This is a genomic window from Pilimelia columellifera subsp. columellifera (assembly GCF_039532605.1).
Taxonomy (GTDB): domain Bacteria; phylum Actinomycetota; class Actinomycetes; order Mycobacteriales; family Micromonosporaceae; genus Pilimelia; species Pilimelia columellifera.
This window is the reverse complement of sequence record NZ_BAAARY010000001.1, coordinates 338,362-352,617: the sequence shown is the minus strand read 5'-3', so window position 1 is coordinate 352,617 and position 14,256 is coordinate 338,362. Positions and strand designations below refer to the sequence as shown.

10 protein-coding genes are annotated in these 14,256 nt (G+C 73.0%); 2 read left to right on the top strand and 8 right to left on the bottom strand.

From position 1 onward, the window contains the following. Positions 1-127: 127 nt before the first annotated feature. The 3 genes from ABD287_RS01650 to ABD287_RS01640 form a co-directional block, all read right to left on the bottom strand. Entirely contained in the window at positions 128-1,051 is a 924-nt protein-coding gene (locus ABD287_RS01650) for a helix-turn-helix domain-containing protein (protein WP_344167053.1), read from the bottom strand. Positions 1,052-1,289: 238 nt separating this feature from the next. Then, positions 1,290-1,781: a DUF5709 domain-containing protein gene (locus ABD287_RS01645; RefSeq protein ID WP_425565462.1), complete on the bottom strand. Its 492-nt coding sequence runs from the start codon at positions 1,779-1,781 to the stop codon at positions 1,290-1,292. Between the two features lie 45 nt (positions 1,782-1,826). Then, positions 1,827-2,885, bottom strand: a complete 1,059-nt coding sequence (locus ABD287_RS01640) for an MBL fold metallo-hydrolase (protein WP_344167049.1) — start codon at positions 2,883-2,885, stop codon at positions 1,827-1,829. A 180-nt stretch (positions 2,886-3,065) separates the two neighbouring features. Between ABD287_RS01640 and ABD287_RS01635 the strand changes: the two genes are divergently transcribed. Then, a complete protein-coding gene (locus tag ABD287_RS01635) occupies positions 3,066-3,686 on the top strand; it encodes a superoxide dismutase family protein (protein WP_344167047.1) in 621 nt (206 codons plus the stop codon). A gap of 19 nt (positions 3,687-3,705) precedes the next feature. On the opposite strand, the gene ABD287_RS01630 is transcribed toward ABD287_RS01635, so the two are convergent. The 3 genes from ABD287_RS01630 to cspE all read right to left on the bottom strand — a co-directional run bounded on the left by ABD287_RS01630 (position 3,706) and on the right by cspE (position 8,327). Continuing rightward, a complete protein-coding gene (locus ABD287_RS01630; protein WP_344167045.1) occupies positions 3,706-5,286 on the bottom strand; it encodes a GGDEF domain-containing protein in 1,581 nt (526 codons plus the stop codon). Between the two features lie 54 nt (positions 5,287-5,340). After that, positions 5,341-7,692, bottom strand: a complete 2,352-nt coding sequence (locus ABD287_RS01625; protein ID WP_344167043.1) for a putative bifunctional diguanylate cyclase/phosphodiesterase — start codon at positions 7,690-7,692, stop codon at positions 5,341-5,343. 431 nt (positions 7,693-8,123) lie between these two features. Beyond that, positions 8,124-8,327, bottom strand: a complete 204-nt coding sequence (gene cspE / locus ABD287_RS01620) for a transcription antiterminator/RNA stability regulator CspE (RefSeq protein ID WP_344167041.1) — start codon at positions 8,325-8,327, stop codon at positions 8,124-8,126. Positions 8,328-8,624: 297 nt separating this feature from the next. Here cspE and ABD287_RS01615 point away from each other — a divergent pair, with 297 nt between their 5' ends. After that, positions 8,625-8,819, top strand: a complete 195-nt coding sequence (locus ABD287_RS01615; RefSeq protein ID WP_344167039.1) for a hypothetical protein — start codon at positions 8,625-8,627, stop codon at positions 8,817-8,819. 17 nt (positions 8,820-8,836) lie between these two features. Here the strand turns inward: ABD287_RS01615 and ABD287_RS01610 are convergent, their stop codons facing one another. Then, on the bottom strand, positions 8,837-10,192 hold the full coding sequence (locus ABD287_RS01610) for a M1 family metallopeptidase (protein ID WP_344167037.1): 1,356 nt from the start codon (positions 10,190-10,192) through the stop codon (positions 8,837-8,839). After that, positions 10,162-14,049 (bottom strand): Pls/PosA family non-ribosomal peptide synthetase, encoded by a 3,888-nt coding sequence (locus ABD287_RS01605; RefSeq protein WP_344167035.1) that lies wholly within the window; start codon positions 14,047-14,049, stop codon positions 10,162-10,164. Before ABD287_RS01605 ends, ABD287_RS01610 begins: the two co-directional genes overlap by 31 nt. Between the last annotated feature and the right edge of the window lie 207 nt (positions 14,050-14,256).

The following is a 14,256-nucleotide window of genomic DNA, read 5'->3' as shown; positions in this document are numbered from 1 at the left end:
GGGGACACCCAGTCCGATCGATCTGCATCTATACAGCTATAAGGCTGAGCGAATGTCAATACAACGGCCGCTGTCGATCGGCCGCTTCGGCTGCGGACGCGGCGCCAGTCGTCGGACGGCGATCGTCTCAGACGGCGTCCCAGCCGATGCCGATGAGACCGGCGGACAGGTCGGCGCCGACGACGTGGGCCTCGTGGTAGGCCCCGAGCGTGACCTCTTCGTGGGTCTGGTCCGGATGGCCTTCCTTGGCGCGAGTGAAGCTCCAGCACCGCAGGGGCAGCGCGTCCGCGCTGAACCGCGCCTCGATGACCACCTGTTGCGCGGAGAACCGGAGAAAGCGGACGTACTCGCCGCCGCCGGCGCCGGTGCGGTCGGTCACCCGGTACCTGGTGACCGAGGTGTCGCCCGGCCGTAACCGGCGGTCCAGCAGCATCTCGGCGACGAACAGCCCGTTGGCCGGGTCGTGCCTGGTCCGGCCTACCCGGCAGTTCCCGGTCGGGATGAACTCGACGGAACCGCCACCGGTCGGGTCGATCCCCGACCCGCCCTGATAGAAGGCGACGTAACGGTCGGTCTCCTCGACGGCCTCCATCACCACGGTGGTCTCCAGGGAGGCGAGCGAGCTGTCCGCGCCGATGTAGGCGATGTCGTGGGCGCTGAGCACCCGGAGCCGGCCGTCCCGGCAGCCGAGCTGCTGGACAAGCCTGGCAAGCCGATCGGCCGCGTCCAGCAGCTCGGCGTAGCCCCGTGCCCCGTGCTCCCGCCGGGGGGCGGGACCACGGCGCCGGGGCGCGCCCAGCAGGACGATCAACGATCGTTCCGGCAGGTCGAGAATCTCCTCGAGGATCTCGACGGCGCGCAGCGAATCGGGCCGTTCCGGCCGTCGCCGTCCGGACTGCCAGGAGCTGAGGGTGGCGACCCCCACGGCGATGTCCGCCTCGGCGAGACACTGACGCAGTCGTTCGAGAGGCAGACCCCGCGCCTTGATGGCGGCGCGCAGCGCGTGATGGAACGGGCCGTGGCGCAACGCGGACGACACATGTGGCTCCATCAGACTCCCCCTCAGACTTATCCGTAGAACTCTACATAGACTGGTGTGGATTGTCAGCCTGGAGGGAACGGCACTTGCCAGACATGGGCCGCCGCCAGAAAGGGGCCGCCGAAGCGCGGAAGCGCTGTCGACGGCCCATACCGGTGCCACACTCTGGAATCGCACGTCCACTGTGCTCGGCGCGACCCGGGCGGGTCAGCGTGAGCCGGGCGTGCGCGGATAGCGGAGCTGTGTCTGGTCAGTCCAGCTCGTGGGTCTCGTGCATGGCTGCCTCCTCGACGGTCGGGCCGCCCCCCGACGGCCCCATGTCCCGGGCCACCTCGTCCTTCTCCTCGTCGAAGCCGCTGCCGGCGTCGGGGGCGGCGAGCCGCCCGATCGGCGCGACGTCGCCATCGTCCAACGGGCGGTCGTACATCGAGACGGGGTTGCTGGGGTCGAAACGCGGCGACGGATCGAGGACGTCGTGGTCCGGACGCTCCTCGTCGTCCCAGCGGGCGTCCGGGCCGGTCAGCAGTTGGTCTGGCTGCTCCTGGGCGAGCCGCTGGTCCAGCGGCGTGCCTGCCCGCGCCTCGGCGGGCGTTCCACCGAAGGCGTCCAACCGGACGGCGTGGTCGACCGGCAACGCCGCCGGCCTCGGCCCGTCGGCCTCGCGGGCCGAGTGGATGTCGTCGTACGCGGTGGAGTCGTGGTCGGCGGTGTCGGGCAGACCGTCGGCCTGCGGCTCAGACACCAGGCCGAAGCGTCTGTCTGAATGCATGACCTGTTGATACCCCGGCTAACGGGCCGTCAACCCTGCCGGCACGAGCGCGTCCCACCAGGCGTCCAGCCGCGGCGGCGCGTCGACGTCGAGGCGCTCGCCCGGTCGTGGCGCCACGAGCGACACGGCGTCGGACGCCGCCGCCGCGGCCAGCCGCTGGACGGGCTCGGCCCAGCTGTGGAAAGCCAGCCGGAACGTCGCCCAGTGCACCGGCAGCAGCAGCCCCCCACGGACGTCGTGGTGGGCCCGGAGTCCCTGCTCGGGCGTCATGTGGATGTCGGGCCAGCCGTGACTGTAAGCGCCGACCTGCATCAGGGTCAGGTCGAAGGGGCCGTGGTCACGGCCGATGTCGGCATACCCGGCGAAGTAACCGGAGTCGCCCGTGTAGAACACCTTGCGCTCCCCGCCAGCGATCACCCACGAGGCCCACAGGGTCCGGTCGCGGGTGAGACCCCGCCCGGAGAAGTGGTGGGCGGGCGTCGCGGTGAACGTGAGGCCGGCGACGCGGGCGCTCTCGTGCCAGTCCAACTCGATGATCCGGTCCGGCGGCACTCCCCAGCGTTCGAGGTGGGCGCCGACGCCGAGCGGGACCAGGAACGGGGCCGCGTGCCGGCGGGTGAGCGCGACGATCGAGGGCAGGTCGAGGTGGTCGTAGTGGTCGTGCGAGATGACGATCGCGTCGATCTCCGGCAGGTCGGCCAGCGGCAGCGGGGAAGGGTGCAGCCGTCGGGGCCCGGTGAAGCCGACCGGGGAGCACCGGTCGCTGAAGATCGGATCGATGAGGACCCGCCGTCGCTGCATCTCGACGAGCACGGCGGCGTGGCCGAGCCACACCGCGTGCAGCCCGTCCGCTGGCCGGTCGGCGAAGTCGGGTCGGACGACCGGAATCACGGCGTCGGGACGGGCCGCGCCGCGTCCGCGCCACTCCGCGAACGCGCTCACAGCGGGCTCGCCGGACGGGATGGCCCCGCCCGCGTTCCGGAATCTGCCATCGACGTGTTGTGGGGAGTGGCGGATGCGGGCGGCGCGGGCCCCGGTGGGCTCAGCGCCGAGGGCGAGCAGGCTGGCCAAGGACATACCTCCATATCGGCGCGCGGCCGGGGGTTCTGAGCGCCACGGAGGACTTCGGCGCGCCACAATCTCTGCGACACGCTACCGTCGTTCAACAGCCGTAGCCCACTGTCATCAACGGCCGCGCGAGCCCCAACCGGGGCCGTGCGGCATCGCCATCAGCAGCTCTACACCTGGGAGAATCGCATGCGACGCGCCACTGCCGCACTTCTGCTCCTGGCCGCACCGCTGGCCGCCGCCGGATGCGGCGACGACGACGCTCCACAACCGACCGGGTCCGCCACGCCGCCGCCGAGCGCCAGCGCCACCGCCGGGGCGCCGATCGTGGCGTCCGGGGCGCTCGCCGCCTACACCGCCGGCGCCGCTGCCATCACCTACGACCCGAAACTCGCACCGCTCAACGCGACCCTGTCGGTGGCGATCACCCCGGCGGGCGACGAATCCACAGTCGAGCTGACCGCCGGCGGCTTCGTGGCCAACCGCGCCTACGGCGCGCATATCCACAGCGCGCCCTGCGGGGCGACCGGTGACGCGGCCGGCCCGCACTTCCAGCAGTCGCCGGACCCGGCCGCGTCCGCTTCGCCGCCGTCGGTCGACCCCAGCTACGCCAACTCGACCAACGAGATCTGGCTGGACTTCCGTACGGACGCCACCGGCGGCGCGACGGTCACGACCAAGCACCGCGGCACGTTCACCAACACGCCCCGGTCGGTGATCGTGCATGCCTCCACCACCAGCACCGAGCCAGGCAAGGCCGGGACCGCCGGCGCCCGGCTGGCCTGCCTGAACGTGCCGGCCCGAGGCTGACGCGCGCCGGGGCCGCCGGTCAGGCGGTCACCCGGTCGCGGCCGTTCGCCTTCGAGCGGTAAAGGTTCCGGTCCGCTGTGCTCAGCAGCGCGATCGCGGCGTCGCCGCCAGCGAACGTGGTGGCGACGCCGACGCTCGCGGTGATCGGCATCGTGCCGACGAGGTCGCTCCAGTCCTTGGCGCGGATGGTGTCGCACAGCTGTTGGCAGACGCGGGCGGCGGTGGCCGAGTCGGCGTGGAGGACGAGCAGGAACTCCTCGCCGCCGAGCCGTGCGACGAAGCTGCCGTCGCCGCCGACGGCTGCCTCCAGCAGGGTGGCGAGCCTTGCCAGCACCTTGTCGCCCGCGTCATGGGACACCTCGTCGTTGACCCTCTTGAAGTGGTCCAGGTCGATGATCGCGACGGAGAGGTGGCCGAAGCGTTGCCGACTGTGGTCTAGCAGGGCCGGCAACCGGTCGTCGATGTAGCGGCGGTTGTACAGGCCGGTCAGGGGGTCCCGCAGCGACATCTCCCGATATCGGCGGCTCTGCTGCACCGCCTCCTCGGTGGCGAAGGCGGCATGCAGGGTGCGGGCGCGGGCCTGACGTTCGGCGGACTGCACCGCTTCGTGGGCGGTGTGGAACGCCAGCAACTGCTCGTACGCCTCGGCGTAGGAGCCCCTCGCCGCCAGCACGGCGGCGTGCTCCCTGAGGCCGCGCACCACGAAGCTCTCGATGCCGCGCCGTCGGCTCTCGTGGAGCGCCCGACGCACGCTGCCGAGCGCCTGGTCGAGGGCGCCGGCCAGCCGCTGGCTCTCGGCCAGGGTGAGCAGGGCCTCTGCCAGGTCGTGCGGCTCGGTGCACCCGTCGTCGGACTCCAGGATCGGGGCCAGGGTCAGCTCGACGGCGGCGAAGCGCCCCGCGCCGATCTGCGCCCTGGCGATGGTGTCCAGGTACACGGCGTCCATGGTGATGCCGTGCCGCTGCCCGACGGCGCGCATCTGGTCGGCCGCCCGCATCGCGGCCCCGGTGTCACCGGCCGTGAGCTCCAGGTACGCGAGATTATTGAGGACGGCGACCCGGACATCGGGGTCGTCGCGCTCGTCGAGCATCGACAACGTGACAGCGAAACGGTCCCGGGCGGCGTCGAATGACCGCGCCAGCATCAGCGCGACGGCGAGGCCCATGTAGTGGCGGACCCGCAACGGCGCCGGCGCGGACGCCGGTAACAGCTCGACGGCGCGGACCGCATGCTCCAGGGAGGTCGCCGTGTCGCCCAGGCGCCCGTAGAAGGCCGACAACAGTCGCTGGCAACGCACCTGCACCTCGACATCGCCGCGCGCGTTGGCCCAGATCAGCGCCTGGTGGGCGACCCGGCCGAGGGCGGCGTTGTCCCCCATCCGGGCCCGGACGTCCGCGGTGATGAGCCTCGCCCGCACCACCAGAGACTCCAGGCCGAGCTCACGGGCGCGTCGCTCCAGGTCCTGAGCTGGCGCCTCAGCGTCCTGTGGGGCGTGGTACGGGACCAGCTCCAGCTCGGTCACCGCCCGCGTCAGCTCGGTCACGCCGAGACTTGCCGGGCGCTGCGCCGCTGTGCCCGGCTCCGTGTGCGGTCCTGTCATGCCTCGTCTATCGGCCGGCCCGCTCCTTGACCTGAGCCCCGGCGGCGCGTTGGCTCACTGGGTCGAGGCTGCTCCCGGGCTGGTCGCCGCGATCGCGGCGGTCCCGGCGAGCAGCGCCCCCATGTCGGCGGCGCCGACCGGACGGTAGAAGTAGAAGCCCTGCGCCTGTCGGTAGCCGAGCTGGTGCAGCCGGTCGGCCTGGGCGGAGGTCTCGACCCCCTCGGCGACGGCGTCCATACGTAGTCCGTTGGCCAGTTGGAGCATGGCGGTGGCGATGACCTCCTCCTCCGCTCCGGCGATGTTGTCCACGAACGATTTGTCGACTTTCAGGACGGTGGCGGGGATCGTGCGCAGCAGCCCGAGCGATGAGTGGCCGGTCCCGAAGTCGTCCAGAGCGATGGACACCCCGAGGCCGCGTAGCGTGGTGAGGGCCGCAACGGCCGGCTCGTTGTCGAAGACCGCGGTCTCGGTGACCTCGGCGACGAGTCGTTCGGGCGGCAGTCCGGTCTCGGCGAGGACCGCGGCGACCTCGGCGGCGAAGGTCGGCTCGCGGAGCTGGCGCGCGGAGATGTTGACGCTCAGTCGCCACGGGCCGGAGGCGGCGGCCGGGCTCGCCAGCCACCCGCTGGCGGCCCGGCACGCCTCGCGTAGGACCCAGCTCCCCAACGCGACGATGACGCCGGTCCGCTCGGCGACGCCGATGAACTCGCTCGGCGGCACCAGGCCCCGGTCCGGATGTCGCCAGCGCACCAGCGCCTCCCCGCCCACCGGCCGGCCGTGGGGCAGCGCGACCACCGGCTGGTAGACGAGGCAGAACTCGCCCCGGCCCAGGGCCAGCCGTAGGTCGGCGGCCAGCCGGGCCTCCTTGTTGGCGTGCCGCTCCAACTCCCGGTCGTAGCGGGCGTAGCGGTTCTTGCCGCGTCCCTTGGCCGCGTACATGGCCAGGTCGGCCCGGCGCATCACCTCGGCGGGGGCGATGCCCGGGGCGCCGTCGGCGACGCCGATGCTGGAACCGACGCTGAGCTCCTGGCCGATGACACTGATCGGGCGGCGCAGCGCGGCCACGATCCGGTCGAGGTCCGGCGAGGCGTCGGTGGTGGACACACCCGTCAGCAGGACGGCGAACTCGTCCCCGCCGAGCCGGGCCACGACGTGTTCCGGCCCCAGACACTCCTGGAGCCGTTGACCGACCGTCATCAGCAGGGCGTCGCCGGCGCCGTGCCCGAGCCGGTCGTTGATGATCTTGAAGTCGTCCAGGTCGATGAGCGCGACGCTGAACGCCTCGCCAGCGGTCAACGAGCCCTGGACCCGCTGCTCGAACAGGCGACGGTTCGTCAGCCCGGTCAGGCTGTCGTGATGGGCCTGATGCGCCAGCTGCCCCTGCGCCTGGCGCAGGTCGCGCATACTGGCGTCCACCCGTCGCAGCAGCCGGGCGTTGTCGGCCAGCACGGTGATCTGCCGGTACACCACCACCCCGGTGATCACGACGGCGCACAACGCCACGATCACCGCCTCGCCCTCGCGGTGGTACGTCGTCGCCAGGAGCAGCACATCAGTCGCGGCCACCGCCAGATACGGGACGACGCTGTAGGCGCGCGGCGGTCCGGCTGCCCGCCCCGCCGCCCCCGCGGCCGCCCGCCGTTGGCGGTCCGCGGCGAAGACCATCACCAGCGCGGTGCACGGGATCGACAGCATCGCGTTGTTGAGGTGCGGGCTGTTCTGCATCAGCGGCGACAACGATCCGACGAACGCCCCCACCGCCGCCGTCATCCCGAGGACGCGCAACGCCTGGGGGTCAGCCGGGCCACTACCGGTCAGGGCCACCCGGCTGAACGCCACCGTGGCCGCGAAACCCAGAAGGAGCGTCGCCATCGCCGCCGCCGCCCAGCCGGTGAGCGTCGACCACCGCTCGACCTGACGGAACGACAGGTACCAGGTGAACAACCCGGTCGTCGTCATGACGATCGCCATGTCCAGCAGGAACCGCCGCCGCTGGGACCGCGACAGCGAGGATTTGTTGGGCAGTCGTAGCAGAGCGAACAGGAGGATCAGCACGCCCAGGACGTAAAGGGTGAGGGTTCCCGGCCGGTTGTGCAGCGTGGGGTGGTCGGCGCCGCCGAGCCAGTCGATCGCGCTGGTGACGCCGCCGCAACCGATCACGCCGATCGCGACGCCGACCCGGCGCCAGAACCGTCGCCCCGTCCGGGCCAGCGCCGGCGATTCGGCCGTGCTCCAACAGGCCGACGCGGCGACGGCGGCGCTCGCGACCGGCGGCGCCCACCCCCACAGCGGGGCGGCCCACGGCGAGCAGAAACTGGTCAGCACCCACCCGACGCCGGCGCTCGCCAGCAGGACGGCGGCGACGAGGTGAAAGGTTCGCCGGACGGCGGGCACGCGCTGCGACAAATCGCGACCTCCTCCGGCCCGACCGGCGCGCGCCGGAGGGGCGGGAGCGGCCGCATCGTCCAAGTCCGATGAATCACCCTGACACGGGCGCACCATATCGGTTGGTGTTGATCAATGGCAGTCCGCTGGTCGGTACACCGGTCTGCGCCCGAGTCGCGACCACTGGCGGTGACCCAGGCTCGGTAGCGCAGCGCCCGGGACCGAAAGTTCACTCTTACGGGTGAATCCTGACGCGCCGGGGTGGCGTCTGGAGAGGCTCGGGCGGACAAACGGCCGGGCCCGTGCGGACAACATGATGCAGCCCGGGCCGCCAACTGCGGGCCGGGCTGCGTCTGCTGGTCTCCACCGTGCCGGCAACGCCGGCACGATCTCGGCGGCCACGCGGTCGCGTAGCCCCGAAATCGCCGCTCGGTGAAACTACTGACGAAACGTCAGAGGGAGCGGATGTTCTCCGCCTGCGGGCCCTTCTGGCCCTGGGCGATGTCGAACTCCACCTTCTGGTTCTCCTGGAGCTCCTTGAAGCCCTGGGACTGGATGGCGGAGAAGTGAGCGAAAACGTCCGCCCCTCCGTCGTCCGGGGTGATGAAGCCGAAGCCCTTTTCAGCGTTGAACCACTTGACGGTGCCTGTTGCCACGGTGACCCCTAATCGTTGAACGTGTTGTAACAGACGCTACGGTAGTCATTCTCCCTTGCCGAATCGGGGTTCGCAGTAACGGCGAGTCATCGGGTTCAAAGCTCTGGCGACGCCCGATCGGGCGACGCGGGCGGTCGGCCCCTGACGTCGCGTCGAACCACCACCGGCCCAGCCGCGAGCGCGATCCGGGTGACTGTTTCCCCGCCTGAAGCCCTCAGAACGCCGCCGGGGCCGCCGATCACTCCCTCATCGGCCGCCCACCCCCGCGCGGCGGCCACTGCCAGTCCGGGAGGTCACATGTCACCCGTCTCAGCCAGCTCCGCGTCCGCCGCCTTCACGACGCCGGCAGTCGGCAAGGCCCCGGACCCCCAGGCCCAGAAGGCACAGGCCAACGCCCAGGCGGACCTGTTGCTGGCGCTCAAGGGCACCCAGCAGGCTTCGGTGGCCATGGCCCACGTGGTCCGTCCGGGCGGCGTCGACCTCTACGCCTGAGGGGTCCCGGCGGCCCGTCAGCGTGGCGGGCGCCCCGGCAGCGCCGGGGTGTACAGCCACCCGGCGAAGAAGTCGTCCAGAGACCGGCCGGCGTGCTGCGCGGCGAGCGCCGTGAACTGCGCTGTGGTCCCGACGCTGTGCCGGCCGACGGCAGCCCAGCCGCGGAGCACGCTGAAGAAGACCTCGTCGCCGACGACCGTCCGCAACGCGTGCAGGGTCAGCGCCCCGCGCCGGTAGAGGCGGTCGTCGAACATCCGCCGGACGCCCGGGTCGGCCAGGACGAGGTCCTGCGGCAGCGCCGACAGCCGTGCGTGCCACCTGGCGGCGTGGACGGACGCCGGCTCGCCGCCGGCCGCCTCCGACCAGATCCACTCCGCGTAGCTGGCGAAACCTTCGCTGAGCCAGATGTGTTGCCAGTCGGCCGGGGTGACGCTGTTGCCGAACCACTGGTGTGCCAGCTCGTGCGCGACGAGCCGCTCATGGCCGCGTTGGCCGTCGAGGTGGTTGGCGCCGAAGACCGACAGGCCCTGGGCCTCCACTGGGACCTCCAGCGCCTCGTCGACGACCACGACGCCGTACTCGTCGAACGGGTACGGCCCGAAGCGGTCCTGGAAGACCGCCATCATCTGCCCCTGGCGGCCGAAGTCGTGCCGGAACCGGGCCGCGAGGCGGCCTGGGACGGCCCCCCGTAACGGGATCGGCCCGGCCGCGCCGTTGACCAGCTCGTACTGGCCGATCTGGACGGTCGCCAGGTAGGTAGGGGTCGGCGCGATCTGCTCGTAGACCCAGGTGGCGCTGCCGGCGCCGACCCGTCGGGAGATGAGGCGGCCGTTGGCCACGACGGTCAGCGGGGCGGCGGTCGTCACGGCGATCCGGTAGCTGGCCTTGTCGGCGGGGTGGTCGTTGCACGGGAACCAGGATGGCGCGCCGATCGGCTGGCTGGCGACCATCGCCCCGTCGTCGAGGTGTTCCCAGCCGAGGTCGCCCCAGTGGCTGCGGATCGCCTTGGGAATTCCGACATACCGGACCTCGACGGTGAACGGCTGCCCCGCCGCCAGCGGCGCCCCTGGTCGGACGGTCAGTTTGGCGGCGGCGTGCCGGTGCCGGGCGGGCCGGTCGTCAACGCTCACCCGCTCGACCCGGAACCCGCCGAGGTCCAGGCTGAGCCCGACGAGCGCCTGCTCCGCCACGGCGGTGATCCGGGCCCGACCGCTGAGCCGCCCTGAGCTGACCCGGTACTCCAACGCCAGGTCGTAGTGCTGGACCCGGTAGCCGCCGTTGCCGTGGCCGGGCAGGTACGGGTCGGCGGACCGGGGCGCGCCGGTGACGCCCTGGTCCGGGGTCACCGGCCCCGGCCCCGGCGTCCGCGCCACGGGGCGATCGGGTTGCCGAGCCAGCGGCTGCGCGCCGGCACGCTCTCGCCGCGCATCACCAGCGACGCCGGTCCGACGGTGGCGTGCGCGCCGATGGTCGAGCCGGGCAGCACGATGCCGTGCGGGCCAAGGGTCGCGCCGTCCTCCAGGGTCACCGTGTCCATGCGCATGATCCGATCATGGAACAGGTGGGTCTGGACGACGCAGCCCCGGTTGACGGTCGCCCCGTCGCCGAGGCGCGCCAGGTCCGCTTCCGGAAGCCAGTACGTTTCGCACCACGCGCCCCGGCCGATCCGGGCGCCGAGCGCCCGCAGCCACAGGCTCATCAGCGGGGTGCCGCCGAGCCCGTTGACCAGCCACGGCGCTGCCAGGACCTCGACGAACGTGTCGGCCAGCTCGTTACGCCAGACGAACCCACTCCACAACGGCCGCTCGGTGACGGTGAACCGGCCCACGAGCAGCCACTTGGCCAGCACCGCCAGCAGGCAGGCGACGATCCCGGCGGCGCCGAGGAGCAACCCGCCGAACGCCAACGCGACCGCGCCGTGCCGGGCGGCGAGCCACCCGAAGCCGGCGGCGACGCCGACGACCAGCGCCGCCGAGCACATCACCGGCACGAGCCGGCACAGCTCCACCGCCGCCCGGGCGGCGACCAGCCGTCGGGGCGGGTCGAAGGTGCGGCTCGCGTCGGTCTCCTCGACGGCGCGCGGCAGTCTCATCGGCGGCATGCCCAGCCAGGAGCTGCCCGGCTTGGCCCGCTTCGGTGCGGCGGACAGCACGCCGACCAGTCCCCGGGCAGGTACCCGCCGGCCCGGGGCGGTCATCCCGGAGTTGCCCAGGAAGGCCCGTTTGCCGATCCGGGCGGCGGCGATCCGTAGCCAGCCGCCGCGCAGCTCGTACGAGGCGACCATGGTGTCGTCGGCCAGGAACGCGCCGTCGCCGACGGTGGTCATGCTCGGCAACGCCAACACCGTCGAGGCCTCCACGCCGCGGCCCACCCGCATCCCCAGGGCCCGCAGCCACCATGGCGTGAACAGGCTGGCGTACAGCGGGAACAGGCCCACCCGGGCGGCGCTCATCAGCCGCTCGGTGGCCCACGCCTGCCAGGCCACCCGCCCGTGCACCGGGTGCCGGCCCTCACGCAGGCCGATGCTCAGCAGCCGCACCCCGGCCAGGATCAGCCCGGCGTACGTGGCGGCCGCCGCGACCGTCGCCGCAGGCACGGCCAGCAGCGCCCGGCCGAGGGCGTCCCCGGCGGTCGTGGCGTCCCGCACGAACCAGCTCAGCACGGCCAGGCCGGGCAGAAGCGCCACCGCGGGCAGCAGGTCCAGCGCGGACGCGGTGACGCCGTAGCCGAGCGTCCAGGCGCGGCTGCGCCGGGGCCGTTCCCCACCGCCGCGACGGACCCGGCCGACCCGGCTCGCCGGCGCGCCCGACCAGCGCTGCCCGGCCGGGACCGAGCCCACCACGCACGACCCTGGGGCGACCCGCGTGCCCTTGCCGACCCGCGACCCGGGCAGCAGCGTGCTGCGCGCCCCGACGCTCGCCCCGGCCCCGATCCGGACCCGACCGAGATTCAGGACGTCCCCGTCGAGCCAGTGCCCGGACAGGTCCACCTCCGGCTCGACGGCCGCGCCCCGGCCCAGCCGCAGCCACCCGGTCACCGGCGGCGGCGAGTGCAGGTCGGTGTCGTCGCCGAGCCGGGCGCCCAACGCGCGGGCGTACCAGGTCAACCAACCGCCGGTGAGGTGCGTCGCCCCGACCGCCGCCGCCAGCCGTTCCGCCGTCCACAACCGCAGGTGCACGGCCCCGCCGCGGGGGTGCCGACCGGGTCGGACCCCGCGCAGCAGCAGCCGGGCGCCGACCGCGGCGACAGCCAGCCGGGCCGGCGGGCTGCACAGCAGCAGCCAGGACACCCCGACCAGCCACCACGGGACCGTCGGCGCCCACGGTTGACCGGTCTGCCACGCCAGGACGTTGCCCACCGCGGCCAGCGGCGGCGCCCAACGCAGCCCGGTCAGGGTGAGCATCGGCAGCATGAGCAGGGTTTGGGCCACCCCCGCGACCCGTGGGGTCGGCGCCACCATGCGCTGGCCGGCGTGCGCGGTCTCCAACAGCTCGAGGCGCTTGGCCAGCAGGCCGACTGTCGGATGCTGGTAGACATCGCCGACTGCGGCCTGCGGGTAGCGCTCGCGGATGAGCGACACCAGCTGCGCGGCCGCCAGACTGGATCCGCCGTGACGGAAGAAGTCGTCGTCGGCGCCGCCGACCGGGGCGCCGAGCACCTGGAGCCACAGCTGAGCGAGCCAACCCTCGACCCCGTCCAGGTCCGGGCAGGTGGCGTCGTCAGCTGAGGCGGGCAGCGGCCAGGGCAACGCGGCCCGGTCGACCTTGCCGGACGTGCGTGTCGGGAGCGCGTTCACGACCGTGAGCAGCGGCACCAGCGCCGCCGGCAGCGCCGCCCGCAGCGCGTCCACGGCGTGCTCCAGGTCGAACGGCTCAGCCGTCGGCACGACGTAGCCGACCAGGATTTGCCGGCCGCTCGGGGTGGTCCGCACCGCGGCGGCCCCTCCGGCGACCTCGGGCAGCGCCTGCAACGCGGCGTCCACCTCGCCCAGCTCGATCCGTCGGCCGCCCAGCTTCACCTGCTCGTCGGCCCGACCCAGGAAGATCAGGCCCTCGGGCTCGGCGCGGACCAGGTCGCCGCTGCGGTACGCCCGCTGCCAACCCAGCGACGGCAACGGCGCGTACTTTTCGGCGTCCTTCTCCTGGTCCAGGTAGCGGGCCAGGCCGACCCCACCGATGACCAGCTCGCCCTGCCCGCCCATGGCGACGACCTCGCCGCGCTCGTTGACGACGGCCAGGTCCCAGCCGTCGAGCGGCAGGCCGATCCGCACCGGTGGCGCGCCGGTCAGCGGCGCCGCGCAGGCCACCACCGTCGCCTCGGTCGGCCCGTAGGTGTTCCACACCTCGCGCCCGTCGACGGCGAGCCGCTCGGCCAGCTCCGGCGGGCACGCCTCACCGCCGAAGATGAGCAGCCGGACGTCGTCCAGGGCGTCGGTCGGCCACAGCGAGGCCAGCGTCGGCACCGTCGACACGACGGTGATTTCCCGATCCACCAGCCACTGGCCCAGATCGACCCCGGAGCGCACCACCGACCGGGGCGCCGGGACCAGACACGCGCCGTGCCGCCAGGCCAACCACATCTCCTCGCAGGAGGCGTCGAACGCCACCGACAGGCCGGCGAGCACCCGGTCATCCGGGCCGATCGGGTCCTCGGTCAGGAACAGCCGCGCCTCGGCGTCGACGAACGCCGCTGCCGCCCGGTGGGTGACCGCCACCCCCTTGGGCTTCCCGGTGGACCCGGACGTGAAGATGATCCAGGCGTCGTCGTCGGGTCCGGGCGGCGCCGCCGCGGCGTGGGTGTGGTCGGCGCGGTGCGTAAGGGTCCGGTCCGCGCCGACGACCACCCCGACCCGCGCCTCGGAGAAGACCAGCTCAGCCCGCTCGTCCGGGTCCTCGGCGTCGACCGGCACGTACGCGGCCCCGGCGGACAGCACCCCGAGGATCGCCACGTACAGGTCGACGGTCCCCGACGGCGCCCGCACCCCGACCCGGCTGCCCCGGCCGACCCCGGCCTCGCGGAGTCGGCCGGCGAAGGCCGTCACCAGCGCGCGCAGCTCGCTGTAGGTGAGCGTCACCGATCCGTCGTCGATGGCCGCCTCGTGGCCGTGCAGCAGCACGGTGTCATCCAGAATGTGCAGCAGAGTCCGGGCGGGCGCGGCCCGACCAGCGGTGAAGACCGCCCGCCCGCCCGCCGGCGCCGGTCTCGGGTCCAGCTCGACGTTGCCGGTCAACGCGCATCCCCCAACCCGACGTCCCGTCGCGCCGGTGCGGGCCGGTGACGCGGCGCTCGGACCGGGCATGTCGGGGCCGGAACCTACCCGACCGGGGTTAACGGCAGCCGACGGATCGGTTCCCGGGCGTTCGCGCAGAGGTCGGAAAGACCACGATGACCAGGCAGGAAGCCTGGTCATCGTGGGGCGCCCTCGGGCGCGGACCCG

Bases quoted from the DNA above. Each gene is read 5' to 3' on its own strand.
- ABD287_RS01650 (WP_344167053.1), bottom strand. From the start codon at position 1,051: ATGGAGCCACATGTGTCGTCCGCGTTGCGCCACGGCCCGTTCCATCAC.
- ABD287_RS01615 (WP_344167039.1), top strand. From the start codon at position 8,625: ATGTCACCCGTCTCAGCCAGCTCCGCGTCCGCCGCCTTCACGACGCCG.
- ABD287_RS01630 (WP_344167045.1), bottom strand. From the start codon at position 5,286: ATGACAGGACCGCACACGGAGCCGGGCACAGCGGCGCAGCGCCCGGCA.
- ABD287_RS01635 (WP_344167047.1), top strand. From the start codon at position 3,066: ATGCGACGCGCCACTGCCGCACTTCTGCTCCTGGCCGCACCGCTGGCC.
- ABD287_RS01640 (WP_344167049.1), bottom strand. From the start codon at position 2,885: ATGTCCTTGGCCAGCCTGCTCGCCCTCGGCGCTGAGCCCACCGGGGCC.